The sequence below is a fragment of the Streptomyces sp. IBSBF 3136 genome (assembly GCF_036815105.1).
Classification (GTDB): domain Bacteria; phylum Actinomycetota; class Actinomycetes; order Streptomycetales; family Streptomycetaceae; genus Streptomyces.
Genome location: NZ_JAJSZC010000003.1, coordinates 46,260 through 65,297, shown reverse-complemented (window position 1 = coordinate 65,297; position 19,038 = coordinate 46,260). Strand labels below are relative to the sequence as shown.

General features: G+C 72.5%; 17 protein-coding genes and 1 pseudogene. 7 read left to right on the top strand and 11 right to left on the bottom strand.

Going from position 1 to position 19,038, the window contains the following annotated elements; all coding sequences use genetic code 11:
* Positions 1 to 55: 55 nt before the first annotated feature.
* A complete protein-coding gene (locus V7E45_RS01220; protein WP_333772143.1) occupies positions 56 to 1,516 on the bottom strand; it encodes a diaminobutyrate--2-oxoglutarate transaminase family protein in 1,461 nt (486 codons plus the stop codon).
* Positions 1,517 to 1,803: 287 nt separating this feature from the next.
* Between V7E45_RS01220 and V7E45_RS01215 the strand changes: the two genes are divergently transcribed.
* Positions 1,804 to 3,030, top strand: a complete 1,227-nt coding sequence (locus tag V7E45_RS01215) for a trypsin-like serine peptidase (protein WP_333772142.1) — start codon at positions 1,804 to 1,806, stop codon at positions 3,028 to 3,030.
* A gap of 137 nt (positions 3,031 to 3,167) precedes the next feature.
* On the opposite strand, the gene hflX is transcribed toward V7E45_RS01215, so the two are convergent.
* The 6 genes from hflX to miaA form a co-directional block, all read right to left on the bottom strand.
* On the bottom strand, positions 3,168 to 4,658 hold the full coding sequence (hflX, locus tag V7E45_RS01210) for a GTPase HflX (RefSeq protein ID WP_333772141.1): 1,491 nt from the start codon (positions 4,656 to 4,658) through the stop codon (positions 3,168 to 3,170).
* 151 nt (positions 4,659 to 4,809) lie between these two features.
* Entirely contained in the window at positions 4,810 to 6,312 is a 1,503-nt protein-coding gene (locus V7E45_RS01205) for a M1 family metallopeptidase (RefSeq protein WP_333772140.1), read from the bottom strand.
* 162 nt (positions 6,313 to 6,474) lie between these two features.
* Positions 6,475 to 8,604 (bottom strand): RelA/SpoT family protein, encoded by a 2,130-nt coding sequence (locus V7E45_RS01200; protein ID WP_333772139.1) that lies wholly within the window; start codon positions 8,602 to 8,604, stop codon positions 6,475 to 6,477.
* Between the two features lie 283 nt (positions 8,605 to 8,887).
* Positions 8,888 to 9,757 (bottom strand): diaminopimelate epimerase, encoded by an 870-nt coding sequence (gene dapF / locus V7E45_RS01195; RefSeq protein ID WP_333772138.1) that lies wholly within the window; start codon positions 9,755 to 9,757, stop codon positions 8,888 to 8,890.
* Positions 9,758 to 9,815: 58 nt separating this feature from the next.
* Entirely contained in the window at positions 9,816 to 10,328 is a 513-nt protein-coding gene (locus tag V7E45_RS01190) for a hypothetical protein (RefSeq protein ID WP_333772165.1), read from the bottom strand.
* A gap of 107 nt (positions 10,329 to 10,435) precedes the next feature.
* Positions 10,436 to 11,374 carry a tRNA (adenosine(37)-N6)-dimethylallyltransferase MiaA gene (miaA, locus tag V7E45_RS01185; protein ID WP_333772137.1) on the bottom strand — a complete coding sequence of 313 codons (939 nt, stop codon included), beginning with the start codon at positions 11,372 to 11,374 and terminating at the stop codon, positions 10,436 to 10,438.
* 180 nt (positions 11,375 to 11,554) lie between these two features.
* Here miaA and V7E45_RS01180 point away from each other — a divergent pair, with 180 nt between their 5' ends.
* On the top strand, positions 11,555 to 11,824 hold the full coding sequence (locus V7E45_RS01180) for a hypothetical protein (protein WP_333772136.1): 270 nt from the start codon (positions 11,555 to 11,557) through the stop codon (positions 11,822 to 11,824).
* A 25-nt stretch (positions 11,825 to 11,849) separates the two neighbouring features.
* The gene (locus V7E45_RS01175) at positions 11,850 to 12,122 is read left to right on the top strand and encodes an antitoxin (RefSeq protein WP_317445771.1); all 273 of its coding nucleotides are present in this window, start codon (positions 11,850 to 11,852) and stop codon (positions 12,120 to 12,122) included.
* Between the two features lie 191 nt (positions 12,123 to 12,313).
* Here V7E45_RS01175 and V7E45_RS01170 read toward each other — a convergent pair whose 3' ends face one another.
* From V7E45_RS01170 to V7E45_RS01160, 3 genes are all read right to left on the bottom strand, one after another.
* A complete protein-coding gene (locus V7E45_RS01170; RefSeq protein ID WP_333772135.1) occupies positions 12,314 to 13,027 on the bottom strand; it encodes a class III extradiol dioxygenase subunit B-like domain-containing protein in 714 nt (237 codons plus the stop codon).
* Between the two features lie 150 nt (positions 13,028 to 13,177).
* Positions 13,178 to 14,704, bottom strand: a complete 1,527-nt coding sequence (miaB, locus tag V7E45_RS01165) for a tRNA (N6-isopentenyl adenosine(37)-C2)-methylthiotransferase MiaB (RefSeq protein WP_333772134.1) — start codon at positions 14,702 to 14,704, stop codon at positions 13,178 to 13,180.
* 51 nt (positions 14,705 to 14,755) lie between these two features.
* Complete coding sequence (locus V7E45_RS01160) at positions 14,756 to 15,505, bottom strand: PP2C family protein-serine/threonine phosphatase (RefSeq protein ID WP_333772133.1); 750 nt, start codon at positions 15,503 to 15,505, stop codon at positions 14,756 to 14,758.
* A 158-nt stretch (positions 15,506 to 15,663) separates the two neighbouring features.
* Between V7E45_RS01160 and V7E45_RS01155 the strand changes: the two genes are divergently transcribed.
* The 3 genes and pseudogenes from V7E45_RS01155 (at position 15,664) to V7E45_RS01145 (ending at position 17,465) form a co-directional block, all read left to right on the top strand.
* The gene (locus V7E45_RS01155) at positions 15,664 to 16,635 is read left to right on the top strand and encodes a redoxin family protein (RefSeq protein WP_333772132.1); all 972 of its coding nucleotides are present in this window, start codon (positions 15,664 to 15,666) and stop codon (positions 16,633 to 16,635) included.
* Positions 16,636 to 16,650: 15 nt separating this feature from the next.
* Positions 16,651 to 16,950, top strand: a pseudogene (locus V7E45_RS01150) (DUF6204 family protein); the annotation flags it as partial.
* Between the two features lie 56 nt (positions 16,951 to 17,006).
* On the top strand, positions 17,007 to 17,465 hold the full coding sequence (locus V7E45_RS01145) for a MarR family winged helix-turn-helix transcriptional regulator (protein WP_333772131.1): 459 nt from the start codon (positions 17,007 to 17,009) through the stop codon (positions 17,463 to 17,465).
* A gap of 62 nt (positions 17,466 to 17,527) precedes the next feature.
* On the opposite strand, the gene V7E45_RS01140 is transcribed toward V7E45_RS01145, so the two are convergent.
* Positions 17,528 to 17,932, bottom strand: a complete 405-nt coding sequence (locus V7E45_RS01140; protein WP_333772130.1) for a MazG nucleotide pyrophosphohydrolase domain-containing protein — start codon at positions 17,930 to 17,932, stop codon at positions 17,528 to 17,530.
* A 107-nt stretch (positions 17,933 to 18,039) separates the two neighbouring features.
* Between V7E45_RS01140 and V7E45_RS01135 the strand changes: the two genes are divergently transcribed.
* Positions 18,040 to 19,038, top strand: coding sequence for a TAXI family TRAP transporter solute-binding subunit (locus V7E45_RS01135; protein WP_333772129.1), 999 nt, complete (start codon positions 18,040 to 18,042; stop codon positions 19,036 to 19,038).

Sequence of the window (19,038 nt, the reverse complement as noted above, 5' to 3'; positions counted from 1 at the left end):
GACATAGGGAGGCGGCGCAGCCGGACTCTCGATGTCTCCCGCCGGGGAACGGCGGTCAGCCGGTGCGTGGAGGGGGTCCGCCGGGGGACCGCCGGTGGCGCGCCGCCGCCGCGATCGCGTCGGACAGGCGGTCCAGTACGGCTGCCGCCTGTTCGTCGCTGATGGTCAGTGGGGGAAGGAGCCGTACGACACCGGCGTGTCGGCCGCCCAGTTCCACGATGAGGCCGCGGTGCAGGCACTCCCGCTGGACGGCCGCGGCGAGTTCGGGATCGGCGGGGCGCGGGGTTCGGACCGGTTCCGCCCCGTTCACCAGGGCGCCGGGCTCGCCCGGTTCGCCGGGGACAGGGCCTCCGCCGAATCCGGTGCTCTCGCCCTCCGGGTCGACCAGTTCGAGTCCGATCATCAGACCGCGACCCCGAACGTCCCCGACGCAGGGGAACTCGTCCCGCAATGCGCACAGTTGGGACAACATCCGGGAGCCGAGCGCTGCAGCCCGTTCGGCCAGGCCGTTCTCGCGGACGTGGGCCAGGGTGGCGGTGCCCGCGGCCATGGCGAGCTGGTTGCCGCGGAAGGTTCCGGCGTGGGCGCCGGGCCGCCAGACGTCGAGGTCGTCGCGGTAGACGACCACGGCGAGCGGGAGGCTGCCGCCGATGGCCTTGGACAGCACCATGACGTCCGGCGTGACACCGCTGTGGTCGACGCCCCAGAAGGCGCCGGTGCGGCCGACGCCGGTCTGGACCTCGTCGGCGATCAGCGGGACGGACCGGTCGGCCGTGATCCGCCGCATGCGGCGCAGCCAGTCGTCCGGTGCCGGGATCACCCCGCCCTCGCCCTGGACGGGTTCGACGATCATCCCGGCGGGCAGCGGCACGCCGGACTTGGGGTCGTCGAGGAGCGATTCGGTGTAACGGGCGGAGAGTTCGGCGCCGCGCGGGCCGCCGACGCCGAAGGGGCAGCGGTAGTCCTGCGGATACGGCAGGCGGGCGACCCGGACCTCACCGGCGCCGCCGGAAGCGGCCAGGGCGGCGGCCGTCATGCCGTGGTAGGCGCCGGTGAAGGCGAGCATGCCGGCCCGTCCGGTGGCCGCCCGGACGAGTTTGAAGGCGGCCTCGACCGCGTCGGTGCCGGCCGGTCCGCAGAACTGGACGCGGGCGCGGCCGGCGAGACCCGGTGGCAGGGTCTGGAACAGCTCGGTGATGAAGGCGTCCTTGACGGGCGTCGCCAGGTCGAGGACGGAGAGCGGAGCGCCGGAGTCGAGGACGCGGCGGATGGCCTCCAGCACGACCGGGTGGTTGTGCCCGAGGGCGAGCGTCCCGGCGCCGGAGAGACAGTCCAGGTAGCGGCGGCCGTCGGCGCCCTCGATGGTCAGCCCGCGTGCCCGCACGGGCACGATGGGCAGCGCCCGGGCGTAGGTGCGCGCCGCTGATTCACGCGCCGACTGGCGCCGCAGGATGCCCTCGTGCACGGCGCGCGCTTCCCCGCACGCATCCTCAGCCACCGACTCGGTCACGGCCACTGCTCGCTGTCCTCCCGCTGTCCAGAGGCGAGTTGATCGACGGGACCGGGCACAGGCAGCAGCCCCCTCACCGTTACCAACCGCTGACCGGCCTGCGGGTTACGGGTTGCCTCAAGATCCTTGCCGTGACGGAACTGTTGCCCTTCCGTCGGAAGTCCCCCACAGCGACCGCATAGTGTGTGGTCCCGTTCCCAGAGGTCCGCGCGGCCGGCGTGAACTCCCCGTGAGTTCCCGGCCGGTGCGCGGGCCGAGCGCCTAGTTCCTTCACAGCAGGGGGAGTCAAGACCATGCGATCCATACGGCCGTCGTTCACCGTTCGCCGAGGGAGGGGCGCGTCCCGCAGAACCTCCCCCGTGCCGGCGATGGTCGCCCTCGTCTCGGTGCTGGCGCTGACCGCCACCGCCTGCAACGGCGACGACCACGCCGACGCCAAGCCCTCCGTCACCACGACGGCGGGCACGGCCGGCGACGGGAAGATCAAGATCCCGGAGGACATCCGGAAGCGGCTCCGCGAGCACGGGATCGACATCGACAAGTGGAAGCACGGCGCCTGGAAGAACTGGAACCGGGACGACTGGCTGCGCGAGGCCAACGACTTCGTCAACCCGATCATCAAGGGCCTGTGGAACCCGGACCGGATGCGGGGCGCCGACGACCCCGACAAGGGGGTCGACGACAACGACATCTCCGGTGACCAGGGAGTGACCGACCCGACGCCGGCGCCGGTGCGGGCCCAGGCGGTCCGGGCGCCGTACCACGCCGGCGCCGCCACGTCGGGCAAGGTGTTCTTCGACTCCCCCGAGGGCACCATGGTCTGCTCGGCGACGGTCGTGGAGGACCCCGCGCACCCCGGCAAGTCCAACCTCATCTGGACGGCGGGCCACTGCGTGCACGCCGGCAGGACCGGCGGCTGGTACCGCAACATCGCGTTCGTGCCGTCGTACAACAACGCGGGCAAGTCGAACGCCGAGCTGCAGGACGCGACCAGGGACGAGGTCGCGCCGTACGGGGTGTGGTGGGCCGACGAGGCGAAGACCTCCCAGCAGTGGATCGACCAGGGCGGTGAGACCGGTGGCAACGGGGCGTCGTACGACTTCGCGGTCATCCATGTGACACCGGAGCAGGGCAACGCCGGCAAGTCGCTGGAGGAGACCGTCGGTGGCGCCCTTCCGGTGAACTTCAACGCCCCCGCCGTGCCGAAGGTGCGCAGCATCACGGCCTCCGGCTACCCGGCTGCGGCTCCCTACGACGGTCAGCTGCTCTACCAGTGCCAGGACAAGCCGGGCCGGCTGTCGATCCGGAGGACGGACCCGACGATGTACCGGATCGGCTGCACGATGACCGGCGGTTCCTCCGGCGGCGGCTGGGTGGAGACGGGCTCCGACGGCAAGCCGGCGCTGGTCTCCAACACGTCCATCGGCCCGGTGTCCTCGGGCTGGCTGGCGGGTCCGCGGCTGGGTGAGGTGGCCAAGGGCGTGTACGACTCGGTCAGCAAGAAGTTCGCCGGGCGGTGACGCGGTAACGGCGCACGGGCGGCGGCGGGGCGGCATCACGACCGGCCTCGTGGCCGCCCCGGCGGCCGGCGCCCGCCGGGACAGGACGAAGGCCCGCCACCCGTCAGGGGGTGGCGGGCCTTCGTCGTGCCGGAAGGTCAGGCCGCGGGGGCCGGCGTGTACGGCGCCAGGTCCGCCGCCAGCTCCTCGTGCACCCGGACCTTGAGCAGGGTGCCCTCCGCGGTGTGCTCCTCGGAGATCACCTCGCCCTCGGTGTGGGCGCGTGCGACGAGCTTGCCGTGCGTGTAGGGCACGAGTGCCTCGACCTCGACCGAGGGGCGGGGCAGCTCGTCGTCGATCAGCGTGAGCAGCTTCCCGATGCCCCGGCCGGTGCGGGCCGACACGGCGATCGAGCGCTTCTCCACCCGCAGCAGCCGCTGGAGCACCAGCGGGTCGGCCGCGTCCGCCTTGTTGATCACGACGATCTCGGGCACGTCGGTGGCGCCGACGTCCCGGATCACCTCGCGCACCGCGGCGAGCTGCTCCTCGGGGTCGGGGTGCGAGCCGTCCACCACGTGCAGGATCAGGTCGGCGTCGCCGACCTCCTCCATGGTGGAGCGGAACGCCTCGACCAGGTGGTGCGGCAGGTGCCGGACGAAGCCGACGGTGTCGGCGAGCGTGTACAGCCTGCCGCTCGGGGTCTCCGCCCGGCGGACGGTCGGGTCCAGGGTCGCGAACAGGGCGTTCTCGACCAGGACGCCGGCGCCGGTGAGGCGGTTGAGCAGGGAGGACTTGCCGGCGTTGGTGTAGCCGGCGATGGCGACCGACGGCACCTTGTTGCGCCGGCGTTCCTGGCGCTTGATCTCGCGGCCGGTCTTCATGTCCGCGATCTCCCGGCGCATCTTCGCCATCTTCTCGCGGATCCGACGCCGGTCCGTCTCGATCTTGGTCTCACCGGGGCCACGGGTGGCGAGGCCACCGCGACCGCCACCCATCTGGCGGGACAGGGACTGACCCCAGCCGCGCAGGCGCGGCAGCATGTACTGCATCTGGGCGAGCGCGACCTGCGCCTTGCCCTCGCGGGACTTGGCGTGCTGGGCGAAGATGTCGAGGATCAGGGCCGTACGGTCGATGACCTTGACCTTGACGACGTCTTCGAGCTGGATCAGCTGGCCGGGGCTCAGCTCACCGTCGCAGATGACGGTGTCCGCGCCCGACTCGAGCACGATGTCACGCAGCTCCAGCGCCTTGCCGGAGCCGATGTAGGTGGCAGCGTCGGGCTTGTCGCGGCGCTGGATCACGCCGTCGAGCACGAGCGCGCCCGCGGTCTCCGCGAGGGCGGCCAGCTCCGCGAGGGAGTTGTCGGCGTCCTGGGCGGTTCCGGTGGTCCACACGCCGACGAGCACGACCCGCTCCAGGCGGAGCTGGCGGTACTCGACCTCGGTGACGTCCTCCAGCTCGGTGGAGAGACCCACCACGCGGCGCAGGGCCGCGCGCTCGGAGCGGTCGAACTGGTCACCGTCCCGCTCGCCGTCGATCTCGTGGCTCCAGGCGACGTCCTCTTCCATCAGGGCATCGGCCCGAAGACCTTCGGGATAGGTGTGCGCGAGGCGCTTGGTGTCCTGGGAAGGGGAAGAAGAGGAGGTCATTGGATCCTTACGTCGATGGAATGGCCGATCCGCCGGAGGCGGTACACCGGCGGTCACGAGGTACAACGCCCGGGTACTCCGGGAGATTCCCGTGTCCCGTGCCGCGCATACCTGAAAATGGTCGCACGGCACGGCCCGTCTCGTCACCGCCTTATTTCGGGATGCGCACCCTGGGAGCCTTGCCCTGCGCCACGCTCTTCCAGTCCGGGTGACCGGGCATCGGCGGGGTCTTCGCGCCGTACAGCCAGTCATGGAAGAAGCCGCTCAGGTCGCGGCCGCCGACGGCGGAGGCGAGGCGGACGAAGTCGGCGGTGGTGGCGGTAGAGTCCCGGTGCTCCCGCACCCACAGCCGCTCCAGGCGCTCGAAGGCGTCCCGGCCGATCTCCTGGCGCAGGGCGTAGAGCACCAGCGCGGCTCCGTCGTAGATGTTCGGGCGGAAGATGCTGATCTTCTCGCCGGGCTTCGGCGGCTTCGGCAGGCCGGGCGGGCCGCCGGCCGCCCGCCAGCGGTCGGAGGCGCCGTACGCGGCCTTCATGCGGTCCACCATGGACCGGTGCGCCTTCTCCTCCGAGTAGAGGCTCTCGTACCAGGTGGCGTGCCCCTCGTTCAGCCAGACGTCGGACCAGGTGCGAGGGCTGACGCTGTCCCCGAACCACTGGTGCGACAGCTCGTGCACCATGATCGAGTCCAGGTACCAGGAGGGGTAGGCGGAGTCGCCGAACAGGTCCTTCTCGAAGAGCGAGAGGGTCTGCGTCTCCAGTTCGAATCCGGTGTCGGCCTGCGCCATGAGCACGCCGTAGGTCTCGAACGGGAAGTCTCCGACCTTGCTCTCCATCCAGGCGATCTGGTCGGGCGTCTTGGCCAGCCAGGGTTCGAGCGCCTTGCGGTCGGCGCTGGGCACGACGTCCCGGACCGGCAGTCCGTGCGGGCCCTGGCGGTGCAGGACGGCGGAGCGCCCGATGGACACCTGGGCGAGTTCGGTGGCCATGGGGTGCAGGGTGCGGTAGGTCCAGGTGGTGGAGGAGCCGGCCCGCTGCGTTGCGAGGGGCACTCCGTTGGCGACGGCGGTGTAGCCGTTCGGGGCGGTGATCCGGATGGTGAACCGCGCCTTGTCCGAGGGGTGGTCGTTGCAGGGGAAGACCAGGTGGGCGGCGTCGGCCTGGTTGGCCATGGCGAGGCCGTCGGAGGTGCGCACCCAGCCGCCGTCCTGGTCCTTGGCCGCGACCGGATCGCTGGTGTGCTTCACGGTGATCCGCATCCAGCGGCCCGCGGGCAGGCGGCGGTCCGGCGTGACGACCAGGTCCTCGCCGGCGCCGGCGAAGCCGGCGGGCCGGCCGTTGACCTCGACGGACTCGACCTTGCCGTGCGCGAAGTCCAGGTTGACGTGGTCGAGGGCGGAGGTGGTGTGGGCGTCGATGGTGGTGACGGCCTGCAGCGGTTTGTCGTTGGCGCCTGAGTAGGTGAAGGACAGGTCGTACGCCGCCACGTCGTACCCCGGGTTGCCGAGGTACGGATAGAGGCGGTCGCCGACGCCCAGGGGCTCGGCGGGCGCGGCGGCGGCGAGGAGGCAGACGCAGACGGCGGAGGCGAGCAGGGCGGCCCTCCGGCGGCCGAGCGGCCGGCGGGACGGGCGCGGGCGGGGCTTGAGCGACATGCAACACCGCTACCAGCGCGGGCGTGCGCCACGGCGGCGACGCGCGTCCGGCCCACCCGAACGGGTTGGTCCGGCGACGCATTCTGCGCTGCCGGGACCGGCACCCGGGCCTTTTGAGTCCGGTGCCGAGTCCTGGACCCGGTCACCGGCGCCGGCGAACCGCTACTGGTGCTGGGCCCGGTCCACGTCGTACACCCCGGGTACGTCCCGCATGGCGCGCATCAGGGCCGGGAGGTGCGCCGCGTCGGGCAGCTGGAGGCTGTAGGTGTGGTGGACCCTCCCCTGGCTGGGCGGTTCGACGGTCGCGGAGACGATCTCGACGCCCTCCGTGGCGATGGCCTCGGTGAGGTCGGCCAGGAGATGCGGGCGGCCGAACGATTCAGCGACCAGCGTGACCCGGCACTCGGTGGTCTCCCCCCAGCGCACGCCGATCTCCGCGCGCCCCCGGCTCTTCATGTGCGCGACCGCAGCGCACTGCACGCGGTGCACGGTCACCACTCCCCCGCGCACCAGGAAGCCCGTGATCTCGTCGGGCGGGACGGGCGTGCAGCACCCGGCGAGGCGTACGGAGGCGCCCGGCCGGTCCACCAGGACCTCGGCGCCGCGGGGACGGGTGTCGGGAGCGTCCTCGGCGGCGACGGGCCGGGCGGGCGGGCCGCTCGCCGCGCCCCGGTCGTCGGCCTCGCTCTCACCGGTCTCGGCCGGGTGGGTGGCGAGCCAGCGCTGGATGGCGATGCGGGCGGCGGGGGTATGGGCGTGCTCCAGCCACTCGCGGGAGGGCTCGGAGGCCGGGTCCTGGCCCATGAGGAGCTGGACCGTGTCGCCGTCCCGCAGGACCGTGCTGAGCGTCGCGAGGCGGCCGTTGACGCGGGCGCCGATGCAGGCGTGGGCGTCCTCGCCGTACTGCGCGTAGGCGGCGTCCACGCAGGTGGCGCCCTCGGGTAGGCCCAGGGTGCCGCCGTCGGGCCGGAAGACGGTGATCTCCCGGTCCTGGGCGAGGTCCTCGCGCAGGGTGGACCAGAAGGTGTCGGGGTCGGGCGCGGCCCGCTGCCAGTCGAGGAGCCGGGAGAGCCAGCCGGGCCGGGTGGGGTCGGCGCGCTCGCCGTCGGCGGGGTCGTCGGAGCCGGGGTCGTACGGGTTGCCGAGGGCGATGACGCCGGCCTCGGCGACCTTGTGCATCTGGTGGGTGCGGATGAGGACTTCGGCGACCTGGCCGTCCCCGCGGGCGACCGCGGTGTGCAGCGACTGGTAGAGGTTGAACTTCGGTACGGCGATGAAGTCCTTGAACTCCGAGACCACCGGTGTCATGCAGGTGTGCAGTTCGCCGAGGACGCCGTAGCAGTCCGCGTCCTCGTTGACGAGCACCAGCAGGCGGCCGAAGTCGGCGCCGCGCAGTTCGCCGCGCTTGCGCGAGACCCGGTGCACGGAGACGAAGTGGCGCGGGCGGATGAGGACTTCGGCCTGGATGTCGGCCTCGCGCAGCACCACGCGCACCTGGTCGGCGATCTCCGCGAGGGTGTCGTCGGGGCGGGCCGCGTTGCGGGCGATCAGTTCCCGGGTGTGCGCGTACTCCTCGGGGTGGAGGATGGCGAAGACCAGGTCCTCGAGTTCGGTCTTCAGGGCCTGCACGCCGAGGCGTTCGGCGAGCGGGATGAGGACGTCCCGGGTGACCTTGGCGATCCGCTCCTGTTTCTCGGGGCGCATCACCCCGAGGGTGCGCATGTTGTGCAGGCGGTCGGCGAGTTTGATCGACATCACGCGCACGTCGCTGCCGGTGGCCACGAGCATCTTGCGGAAGGTCTCGGGTTCGGCGGCCGCGCCGTAGTCGACCTTCTCCAGCTTGGTGACGCCGTCGACGAGGTAGCGCACCTCCTCGCCGAACTGTTCGCGCACCTGGTCCAGCGTCACGTCGGTGTCCTCGACGGTGTCGTGGAGCAGGGAGGCCGTCAGGGTGGTCGTCTCCGCGCCGAGTTCGGCGAGGATCAGGGTCACGGCCAGCGGGTGCGTGATGTACGGCTCACCGCTCTTGCGCATCTGGCCGCGGTGTGAGGACTCGGCCAGGACGTAGGCCCGGCGGAGGGGGTCGAGGTCGGCGTCGGGGTGGTGGGCGCGGTGCGCCTCGACGACGTGGCCGATGGCGTCGGGCAGCCTGCCGCGGGCTGCGGGACCGAGCAGGGCGGCCCGGCCGAGCCGCCGCAGGTCGATCCGGGCCCGGGACTTCCTGCGGGCCGTCGCGGGCGCCGTGGGCGCTACCGGGCCAGGGGTCGCAGGGTTCGTGGCCTCCGCACTCATGGGCACCTCCGGCTCGTGGACCGGCGGACGGAGCCCCAGGGCGTACGTGGCTCATGGTTGGCGACGTTCCCCCGTCCGTGCCGGTGCTTGATGCTACCGAGCCCATCACGTATGACTGACCGCCTCTCGCCGAGCGTGAAACGGATCACCCAATCGAGCGACGCGAATGAGGTTTAGAGTTTGCGCCACCTGCCCTGCACTCGGCCGTGGTTTCGAACGGCCCCGGCCCACGGAAACCCCTGGTATTGGTGTCCGGGGCCGTCACCACCGTTGTTTCACCAGGTCAGCGGAGGGCGTTTTCCAGCCAGTCGGCGTCGATCTCGCCTTCGGCGACGATCACGGCCGGACCAGTCATCTCGATCTCGCCGTCGGGGCGTTCGGTGATGACCAGGCGCCCGCCGGGCAGGTCCACCGTGTACGTCACCGGGGTACCGGTGACGGCCGGGTCGGCGCCGTCGCGCCGGGCGGTGGCCACGGCGACCGCGCACGCGCCGGTGCCGCAGGAGCGGGTCTCGCCGGAGCCGCGCTCGTGCACGCGCATAGCCACGTGGCGGGGACCGCGGTCGACGACGAACTCGACGTTGACCCCGTCGGGGTAGGCGGCCGCCGGGCTGAACGGCGGCGGGCTGAACAGGTTGCCCGCGTGCGCGAGGTCGTCGACGAAGGCGACGGCGTGCGGGTTGCCCATGTTCACGTTGCGCGCGGGCCAGCTGTGCTCGCCGACGCTCACCGTGACGTCTCCCTCGGGGAGCCGGGCGCTGCCCATGCCGACAGTGACGTCGCCGTCCTTGTCGATGTGCACCGACTTCACCCCCGCGCGCGTGGCGATCGCGAGGTCGCCCTCGTCGACCAGCCCGGCGTGCTGGAGGTAGCGGGCGAACACGCGGGCGCCGTTGCCGCACATCTCGGCGATCGAGCCGTCGCCGTTGCGGTAGTCCATGAACCACTCCGCCTCGGCTGCCATCGACCGGGCCTCGAGGTGCGCCGCGGACCGCACGACGTGCAGGACCCCGTCGCCGCCGATGCCGGCGCGGCGGTCGCACAGGGCCGCGACGACGGCCGGGGTGAGGTCGATGGTGTTCTCGGGGTCCGGGACGATCACGAAGTCGTTCTCGGTGCCGTGACCCTTGAGGAAGGCGATCCGCGTGCTCATCCCTCGAGGGTACGCGCCGCCCGGCGGCCGGGCCCGGTCGCTCCCCCGCCGGGACGGGTCAGCGCAGCCGTGCCACGCGCCAGACGGCGAGGACCGCCACCACGGCCACCAGCAGGACGTATCCGAGCACGACCCGCCAGTCGGGTCTGCGTCCGGAGCCGCGCGGGGGCAGGCCGGGCCAGGTGTAGCCCACCCGGCGGGCGGCCATCATGCCCCAGCCGGCCGCGCAGGAGCAGATCAGCAGGCCCAGCATCGCGATGACCGCGCCGCTGTCGCCGAAGTCGAAGGCGAGCGGGAAGGCGAACATCAGCGAGCCGCCCGCGGCCAGGGCCACGATGGGCGCGAGCTGCCAGATGCGCAGCCGACGCTGCGGGCGCAGCTCGACCTCGACCTCGGGACCGCCGGCGTACATCTCCTCGGGCGTCGGCCCGTCGGCCGTCACGCCCCCGGAGGTCTCCTCGGGGCCGTCGTCGGCCAGGGCGCCCAGACGGTCCTCGCCCTGTTCCGGTTCGCCACCGTCGGTGGTGACGTGCTCAGCACTATGTGCGGTGTCGCGAGGGCCGGCCTCCATCGCCACGCGCCCTCCCAACTAGGACTCCACTGGTGGATCGAAGCTCGATGATGGCACGGCGTCAGAGGCCGCGTTGACATGCGGCGCATCCCGATGCCATGACGTGATCAGGCTGTGACCGGTCGTTCGACCAACGTCAGAGCCCGCCCGGGAAGTTCCCCGCGGTCGGCCGCGGCCCCACTCAGCCAGTGCACCCGGGGATCGCGCCTGAACCAGGAATCCTGACGGCGCGCGAAGCGCTTGGTGGCGCGGACGGTCTCGGCCCGCGCTTCCGCTTCGGTGCACTCGCCGGCGAGCGCCGCGAGCACCTGCTGGTACCCGAGCGCGCGGGACGCGGTACGGCCCTCGCGCAGCCCCCGCGCCTCCAGGGCCCGCACCTCCTCCACGAGCCCCTGCTCCCACATCACGTCTACGCGGCGCGTGATGCGCTCGTCGAGCTCGGGGCGGGCGACATCGACGCCGATCTGGACGGTGTCGTAGACCGAGTCGTGGCCGGGGAGGTTGGCGGTGAACGGCTGCCCGGTGATCTCGATCACTTCCAGGGCCCGGACGATACGGCGGCCGTTGCTGGGCAGGATGGCGCGGCCGGCCTCGGGGTCGGCGGCGGCCAGGCGCGCGTGCAGCGCGCCGGAGCCGCGCAGCGCCAGCTCCTCCTCCAGGCGGGCCCTGACCTCGGGGTCGGTGCCTGGGAACTCCAGGTTGTCGACGGCTCCGCGGACATACAGGCCGGAGCCGCCGACCAGGATCGGCCAGCGGCCCTCGGCGAGCAGCCCGTCGATCCGGGCGCGGGCCAGTTTCTGGTACTCGGCGACGGAGGCCGCGACCGTCACGTCCCAGATGTCGAGCAGGTGGTGCGGGATGCCGCCGCGCTCTTCGGGCGTCAGCTTGGCGGTGCCGATGTCCATCCCCTGGTAGAGCTGCATGGAGTCGGCGTTGACGACCTCACCCCCGAGCCGCTGGGCCAGGTGGACGCCCAGATCGGACTTTCCGGCCGCTGTGGGTCCGACGACGGCGATGACGCGGGGGGCGAGGGGTGCGCTGCTCACCGCACCAGTCTCGCAAACCCCACCGCCACGCCTCGAACGGGTTACGTGACGGCCCGTGTCCCGGGTCGTTGCACCGACGTGCCGTGCGGTCGGTCTTCCGGAGCCGGTGACCGGAGTGGCGCAAACGGACGCACCGCGTGACGCGGGATTTCGCCCGCACGAGTAACGTATGGAGTTGATATGGGCGTTTTTGCACGGATTCTCGGCCGGTCGAAGGCGGCACGAGAGGCGTCGGCCGCCGAGGCGCCGGCCGGCACCGAGCCGGGAGAGGCGGAGGTGGCGGAGGCGGAGGGACCGGAGGCACGGGGACCGGCAGCGGACGAGTCCGGGAGCGCGGCCGCGAAGCCGGAGGCCGCCGGGGCCCAGCAGGGCGAAGGGGCCGAGATCCCCAGGCAGCAGTCCGCCGACGACGCCGCCGACAGCGAGGCCGGTGAGAGCGCCCGCACATGACTGTCCCCGTGAGGGAAGGTGGACCATGCGTCTTTTGGAGAACGTGAAGGCCAAGCTCGCGCCGGCCAAGGACAAGATGTCGGACTTCGCGCGCCGGCACGAGGACAAGGTCCAGCACGGCATCGAGAAGGCCGCGAAGGCCGTGGACGACCGCACCAAGCACAAGTACAGCGACAAGATCCACGCGGGTACGAGCAAGACAAAGCAGGCGATGGACCGCCTCGCGCACACGGAGGGTCCGCAGGCCGGTGGCACCACGACCGCCACGCGCCCCGAGGGCCCGCCGCCGGCTTCCTGAACGGCACGCGGATCGGTGGACGGCCGAGGGCGCGAGGTCCCGGCCGTCCGCCGCGCGCGGGGCGGGACGATCCGCGCGTGCGTGGTGGGTCGATCCGCGCGTGCGTGGTGGGTCGATCCGCGCGTGCGTGTGGGTCGATCCGCCGAGCAGGGGCGCCCGGGCGACCCTGCCGCCTCGGTCGCCCAGTTCGTCTAGGACCAGGTGGCGACCAGGTATCCGACACCGTACGGGGCGTCGTCGTACAGGAGCGCGCCGCTGAGGTCCGCGCCCTCGGCCGCCCCGGCGAGAAGCTGCCAGGGCGCGCGGCCCGAGGCCTTCAGCTCGTGCGCGAGTCCTGCGTCCAGCGCCATGACGGCCGCCGGGTCCGCCGCGCCCAGCGCCCGAGCCACCCCGGCGTCGAAGGCCGCCGCCCGCTCGTCGAGGTAGCCCGGCGCCTTGAGCGTCCGGCAGGCGCTGGCGTCGCCCATCACCAGCAGCGCCACCCGCTCCGCGCGGGCACCGATCTCCCTGCCCGCCTCGGCACACCGCTCGGGCTCGAGCGGTTCCCCGACACCGAGTCCCTCGATCGGGGCGTCCGCCCAGCCGGTCCGCTCCAGCAGCCAGGCGCCGACAGCCAGCGACGGCGGCAGCTCGCGCTCGGGAACGGAGTCCGTGGCGGGACCGAGCCGCACGTCCAGGTCGACGCCGAAGCCCCGGAAGGAGCCCGGCGTGCCCTGCGGGTGCGGGCCGCGCCCGCTCTTCCCGGCGGGTCCGACGACCACCAGCAGGTCGGGGCGGGCGGCGGCGAGCACACCCAGCGCGTCGGTGCACGCCACGCGCGCGGCGTCCAGTTCGGCGGCGGCACCCGCGGCGACCTCGGGCACGAGCAGCGGCGGGCAGGGGCAGACGGCTGCGGCGACAAGCATGATCGGCAGGGTAACGCCGGACCACCGGCCGGCGTCACCGCACGAGCGGTTCGCGGCGCCCGCACGCGATGCGGGCGACCTCACCGCCAGGGTGCCCGGTTGAGGTGCGGGCCCCCTACGCGGTGGGGTGCGGGCCCCGGTCGTGCGGCCCTAGTCGCAGCCGCAGGCGCTCGCCGCGGCCGGGAGGGGGGCCGGGACGCCGATCTTGGGCAGGCCGAGCATCACGCCCGCCGGCTTGGCGGCCTCGGCGGCGTTGCGCTTCTCCCAGGCGTCGCCCGCGCGCGTGCGGCGCACGTCGAGGACGGCGCCCTCGGCGAGGAGGTGGTGCGGGGCGGCGTAGGTGATCTCGACGGTGACCACGTCGCCGGGGCGGACGTCCTGCTCCGGCTTGGTGAAGTGGACCAGGCGGTTGTCGGGGGCGCGACCGGAGAGGCGGTGGGTGGCGCCGTCCTTGCGGCCCTCGCCCTCGGCGACCATCAGCTCCAGGGTGCGGCCGACCTGCTTCTTGTTCTCCTCCCAGGAGATCTCCTCCTGGAGCGCGACCAGACGCTCGTAGCGCGCCTGGACGACCTCCTTGGGGATCTGGTCCTCCATCGTCGCGGCAGGGGTGCCGGGCCGCTTGGAGTACTGGAAGGTGAACGCCTGCGCGAAACGCGCCTCGCGCACCACATGCAGCGTCTGCTCGAAGTCCTCCTCGGTCTCGCCGGGGAAGCCCACGATGATGTCGGTCGTGATCGCGGCGTGCGGGATGGCGGCCCGCACCTTCTCGATGATCCCGAGGTAACGGTCCTGCCGGTAGGAGCGGCGCATCGCCTTCAGCACGGTGTCCGAGCCGGACTGGAGCGGCATGTGCAGCTGCGGCATCACGTTCGGCGTCTCGGCCATGGCGGCGATGACGTCGTCCGTGAAGTCACGGGGGTGCGGGGAGGTGAAGCGGACCCGCTCCAGGCCTTCGACCGTGCCGCAGGCGCGCAGCAGCTTGCTGAACGCCTCGCGGTCGCCGATGTCCGAGCCGTAGGCGTTGACGTTCTGGCCGAGCAGCGTGATCTCGGAGACGCCCTCGGCGACCAGGGCCTCGATCTCGGCGAGGATGTCGCCGGTGCGGCGGTCCTTCTCCTTGCCGCGCAGCGCCGGGACGATGCAGAAGGTGCAGGTGTTGTTGCAGCCGACGGAGATCGACACCCAGGCCGCGTAGGCGCTTTCGCGCCGGGTGGGCAGCGTGGAGGGGAACGCCTCGAGCGACTCGGCGATCTCGACCTGCGCCTCTTCCTGGACGCGGGCGCGCTCCAGCAGGACGGGCAGCTTGCCGATGTTGTGCGTGCCGAAGACGACGTCCACCCAGGGCGCCTTCTTCACGATGGTGTCCCGGTCCTTCTGCGCCAGGCATCCGCCGACCGCGATCTGCATCCCGGGCCGGGACGCCTTGCGCGGCGCGAGCCGGCCGAGGTTGCCGTACAGCCGGTTGTCGGCGTTCTCGCGCACGGCGCAGGTGTTGAAGACGACGACGTCCGCGTCCCCGTCCGACCCCTCGGGGGCCCGCACGTACCCGGCCTCTTCGAGCAGCCCGGACAACCGCTCGGAGTCATGGACGTTCATCTGGCACCCGTAGGTCCGGATCTCGTACGTCAAAGTGCTCTGAACGTCCACTACCGGGCTCCGGTCGCTGCTGCTGGTCATGCGTCCAGGGTAGGCGGTCCCGGCGTGAGCCCCTGCCGCGCTCTCCCGCCCCTAATCGCCGCCAACGCGCACGATGGCCAGCGTGACGTTGTCCGGGCCGCCCGCGGCCATCGCGGCCTTCCACAGCTCGAAGGCGGCCCGGCCGTCGTCGTGCGTGCGCAGCACGTCGGCGAGCACGTCCTCGGGCACCGGGTCGGTGAGGCCGTCGGTGCAGATGAGCCAGCGGTCGCCGGGCGACAGGGGCTGCGCCGTCACATGGGGGCGCACGGCACGGTAGGTACGGGTGCCGCCGAGGCACTGGGTGACGATCGACGTGGTGCGCCGCCCGGGTTCCAGCGGTGGGCTGTCGTCGTGACTGACCTGGCGCAGTCCGTCCCGCGGGGCCCCGAAGACCCGGCTGTCGCCCACGTTGAAGACCAGCACGGAGTCGCCGCGTACGACGGCTCCGGCGACCGTCGTGCCCATGGCGGCGAGTTCGCTCGCCGTGTCTTCGCCGGCCGCCTGGTACACGGCGCGGTTGCAGGCGGAGAGGGCGTCGTGCACATCGTCCTCGGTGGCCAGTGCGGGGCCGAGGCCGGCGAGACGGCGGACGACGAGCGCGCTGGCCACGTCGCCGCCGGGGTGGCCGCCGAGCCCGTCGGCGACGGCGACGACGAGCGGGGCGCCGAGCGGGAAGACCAGCGTCTGCGCGTTCTCCGTCACCGTGGCGCACAGGGTCCACGGACCGATCACGAGGCTGTCCTCGTTCCGCTGGCGGAGCAGCCCGGGATGGCTCAGCGCGGTCACCGCGACGTACTCCATGGAATGCCACCGCCCTCCGCTCCAGTTGTACACCTGCTCACCGGCACGGAGCATCCGCGCGACGGGCGCGCACGACCCGGCCCCCGGTGCGCGCCCGGCCCTGGACCCTTGACGCTGCCCCTGGGGGCCGGGTTCAGCGTTCCGGTGAGGTGATCGGAATGAGGATCGGTGAGCTCGCCCATCAGGCCGGTGCGACGGTCAAGGCGGTGCGGTACTACGAGTCGCTGGGGCTGATCGCACCCGCGCGGCTGGCCAACGGATACCGGGACTACACCGGGGACGACGTACGGCTCGTGCGGGAGATCCGCTCCCTGCACGGGCTGGGCATCCCCGTGGAACGCACCCGGCCGTTCCTGGAGTGCCTGGCGGCCGGCAGGGCGCACGCCGACGACTGTCCGGCGTCGCTGGCGAGCTACCGGGACGCCATCGACCAGCTCAGCGAGCGTATCGAGGCGCTGACGGCCCGCCGCTCGACGCTGATCACCCAGCTGAACGCGGCCGCCCACCGGGGCAGCGGCGCCAGGACGGCTGCGGGAAGCGGGGCGCGGGCCGAGGACTACCTCAAGCTGCCCGCGGACCTGCCCGCCCCCGAGGCCGACGGCGCTGCGGACCACCTGCCCGGGACACGGGCGCCGGGGCTCACGCTGCTCGACACGGCGGGCCGGAGCGTCCGGCTCGACCGGCTCGGGCCCCGCCGGGCGGTGATCTACGTCTATCCCCTCACCGGCCGCCCCGGCACCGACCTGCCGGAGGGCTGGAACTCCATCCCGGGCGCCCGCGGCTGCACCGCCGAGGCCTGCGGATTCCGTGACCACTTCCGGGAACTCCTCGAAGCCGGCGCCGGGCGGGTGTTCGGGCTGTCCAGCCAGGACACCGGCTACCAGAGCGAGGTCGTGGAGCGGCTCGGGCTGCCGTTCGGCATGCTGTCCGACCCGGCCTTCGACCTGGCCGAGGCGCTGGGGCTGCCGACGTTCGAGGCGGGCGGGACGCGGCTGTACAAGCGGCTCACGATGATCGTCCGGGACGGCGTGATCGAGCACGTCTTCCATCCGGTCTTCCCACCGGACCAGCACGCCGAGCAGGTCCTGACCTGGCTGCGCGAGAACCCGCCGCCGGCCCCTGCCTCCTGATCGGACGACAGCGGAAAGCGAGGGAGGGCAGCCGGGACGGCCGCCCAGCACGACATGCTGCGCGCCGCCTACACGCCCGAGGGGCATCTCACCTACGACATCGCCGCCCGGCCCGCCTTCGTCTTCCGCTTCTCGGACACCGGCGAGGAAGAGGAGGACATCCTGGCGGCGACCGAGCGGGCCGAGGAGGCGGCGAAGAGGTGGCTGACCGAGCGCGGTTACGGCTTCAAGAAGCTGAGGTCCGGTGCGGAGGACCTCTCGCAGGCTCCCCTGGGGAAGCGTCAGCGGCGCGCCATGCGTTCCGACGGCACATAAACTTGAGTGGTCAAGGAGTTCGCAATGATAAGCGCGAGCGGGAACGGCGGTGAGGGATGAGCGGCGCCCTGGACGCGGCACTGCGGCTGGTGCGGGCCCAGACCGCGCTGGTCCGGCGTTTCGACGCCCGGCTGAGCGGGCTGCACGGGGTGAGCCTCGCCGACTTCACGATGCTGCTGCGCCTGGGGCAGGCGCCCGGTGGCCGGATGCGCCGGGTCGACCTCGCCGAGGCGCTGGGGCTGACCGCCTCCGGGGTGACCCGGGGGCTGGCCCCGCTGGAGCGGATCGGACTGGTGACCCGTGAGCCGGACGCCCGCGACGCCCGCGTGGCGTACGCGTCGCTGACCGGGACGGGCCGGCAGCTCCTGAAGGAGATGCTGGCCACGGCCGAGGAGACGGCAGCCGAGGTCTTCGCCGCCGACGGGTGGAGCGAGGACGAGATCGGGCTGCTGTCCGCCCTGCTCACCCGGCTCGGCGGCACGGGCATCCCGGGGCAGGGCGGCGCGGTGCTCTGAAGGATCAGCGGCCCCCTGCCTCGTCGGCATCGTCCTGCGCCGCCAGGTGACGCCGGACGCCGTCAGGTTCCGTCCGGCGTCCAGCCCTGGCAGCGCAGGACCGCCGACACGTCCGGTGCCCGGTAGTGCTCACCCTTGAGGACCTTGCCGTCGGCACGGCGGGCCACCTCGCCACCGGGACCCAGCTTGCTCATGTTGGCGCGGTGGATCTCGGCGATCACCTCGTCCAGGTCGATCCCGTGGACCAGGGCGGTGCCGTACGCCACGTACACCACGTCCGCCAGTTCGTGCGCGAGCCGGTCCAGCGGCCCCTCGACCGACACCTCCGCGACCTCGGCCGCCTCCTCGGCGAGCAGCTCCCCGCGGTGCTCGGCCAGGGCCGGCGTCACCTCCGTCGGTATGGTGCGGGCGTCCAGGCCGAAGGCGGTGTGGAACTCACGGACCAGGCGGGCGGGCGAAGTGCTCATGCGGCGACCCTAACGGCCGCCACTGACAGCGCCGGCGGCCCCGCTGGAACCAGGCGGGGCGGCCCCACCCTGGCCAGTGCCGCGCACGGCCTGGCAGGATCGCCCGCATGTCCATGGTGTTCACCCGTGTCAGCAGGCGCCGGGCGCTGCAGAGCGCGGCCGCCGGCGTCGTCGCCCTCGGGTTGCTGCTGTGGTGGCTGCTGCCGCTGGGCGAGAAGCCGCCGAGCGGGACGATCGTCTTCAGCACGGGCACGCCGCCCGGGGTCTACCAGGAATACGCCGAGCGGCTGCGCACCGAGCTGCGCAAGGACATGCCGGGGTTGAAGGTGAAGCTGCTGAACAGCGCCGGTTCGCAGGAGAACGTCCAGCGGGTGGCGGCCGGCACGGCCGACTTCACGATCGCGGCGGCGGACGCGGTGGAGACCTACACGCTGCGGCATCCCGGTGCGGCCGCCCAGCTGCGCGGTGTGGCCCGTCTCTACGACGACTACGTGCAGCTGATCGTGCCGCGCGACTCGACCGTCGACAGCGTCGCTGACCTGCGGCACAAGCGGGTGGCGATCGGACTGCCCGACTCCGGGGTGCGGTTGATCGCGAACCGGGTCCTGCGGGCCGCGGACATCGACCCGCGCAAGGACATCACCCCGGTCTCGGACGGCATAGACACCGGTCCCGACCAGCTGCGGCGGGGGAAGATCGACGCCTTCTTCTGGTCGGGCGGGCTGCCCACCAAGGGGCTGATGGGGCTGGCCGAGAAGTCCGCCTTCAAGTTCGTGCCGATCGACGGCGAGCTCGTCACCAGGCTGCACGCCGACGGTGCGGTGGCCCGCTACTACCGGGCCACCAGCATTCCCGAGTCGGCGTACCACTCCGTGCAGCGGGGGTCGGCGGTGCCGACGATCGCGGTGTCCAATGTGCTGATGACCCGCAAGGACATGGATCCCCGGCTGACCGAGTGGCTGACCCGCACGGTGATCAGGAGCCGGGACGGAATCGGTGCCCATGTGCACTCCGCCCAGCTCGTCGACCTGCGCACCGCCATCTACACCGATCCGCTGCCCCTGCAGGAGGGCGCCCGGCGCTACTACGAGTCGGTCAAGCCCTGA

Bases quoted from the DNA above. Each gene is read 5' to 3' on its own strand.
- V7E45_RS01135 (WP_333772129.1), top strand. From the start codon at position 18,040: ATGTCCATGGTGTTCACCCGTGTCAGCAGGCGCCGGGCGCTGCAGAGC.
- V7E45_RS01215 (WP_333772142.1), top strand. From the start codon at position 1,804: ATGCGATCCATACGGCCGTCGTTCACCGTTCGCCGAGGGAGGGGCGCG.
- hflX (WP_333772141.1), bottom strand. From the start codon at position 4,658: ATGACCTCCTCTTCTTCCCCTTCCCAGGACACCAAGCGCCTCGCGCAC.
- V7E45_RS01175 (WP_317445771.1), top strand. From the start codon at position 11,850: ATGCGTCTTTTGGAGAACGTGAAGGCCAAGCTCGCGCCGGCCAAGGAC.
- V7E45_RS01180 (WP_333772136.1), top strand. From the start codon at position 11,555: ATGGGCGTTTTTGCACGGATTCTCGGCCGGTCGAAGGCGGCACGAGAG.
- V7E45_RS01160 (WP_333772133.1), bottom strand. From the start codon at position 15,505: ATGGAGTACGTCGCGGTGACCGCGCTGAGCCATCCCGGGCTGCTCCGC.
- dapF (WP_333772138.1), bottom strand. From the start codon at position 9,757: ATGAGCACGCGGATCGCCTTCCTCAAGGGTCACGGCACCGAGAACGAC.
- V7E45_RS01140 (WP_333772130.1), bottom strand. From the start codon at position 17,932: ATGAGCACTTCGCCCGCCCGCCTGGTCCGTGAGTTCCACACCGCCTTC.
- V7E45_RS01205 (WP_333772140.1), bottom strand. From the start codon at position 6,312: ATGTCGCTCAAGCCCCGCCCGCGCCCGTCCCGCCGGCCGCTCGGCCGC.
- V7E45_RS01155 (WP_333772132.1), top strand. From the start codon at position 15,664: ATGAGGATCGGTGAGCTCGCCCATCAGGCCGGTGCGACGGTCAAGGCG.
- V7E45_RS01170 (WP_333772135.1), bottom strand. From the start codon at position 13,027: ATGCTTGTCGCCGCAGCCGTCTGCCCCTGCCCGCCGCTGCTCGTGCCC.
- V7E45_RS01145 (WP_333772131.1), top strand. From the start codon at position 17,007: ATGAGCGGCGCCCTGGACGCGGCACTGCGGCTGGTGCGGGCCCAGACC.
- V7E45_RS01200 (WP_333772139.1), bottom strand. From the start codon at position 8,604: ATGAGTGCGGAGGCCACGAACCCTGCGACCCCTGGCCCGGTAGCGCCC.
- miaB (WP_333772134.1), bottom strand. From the start codon at position 14,704: ATGACCAGCAGCAGCGACCGGAGCCCGGTAGTGGACGTTCAGAGCACT.
- V7E45_RS01190 (WP_333772165.1), bottom strand. From the start codon at position 10,328: ATGGAGGCCGGCCCTCGCGACACCGCACATAGTGCTGAGCACGTCACC.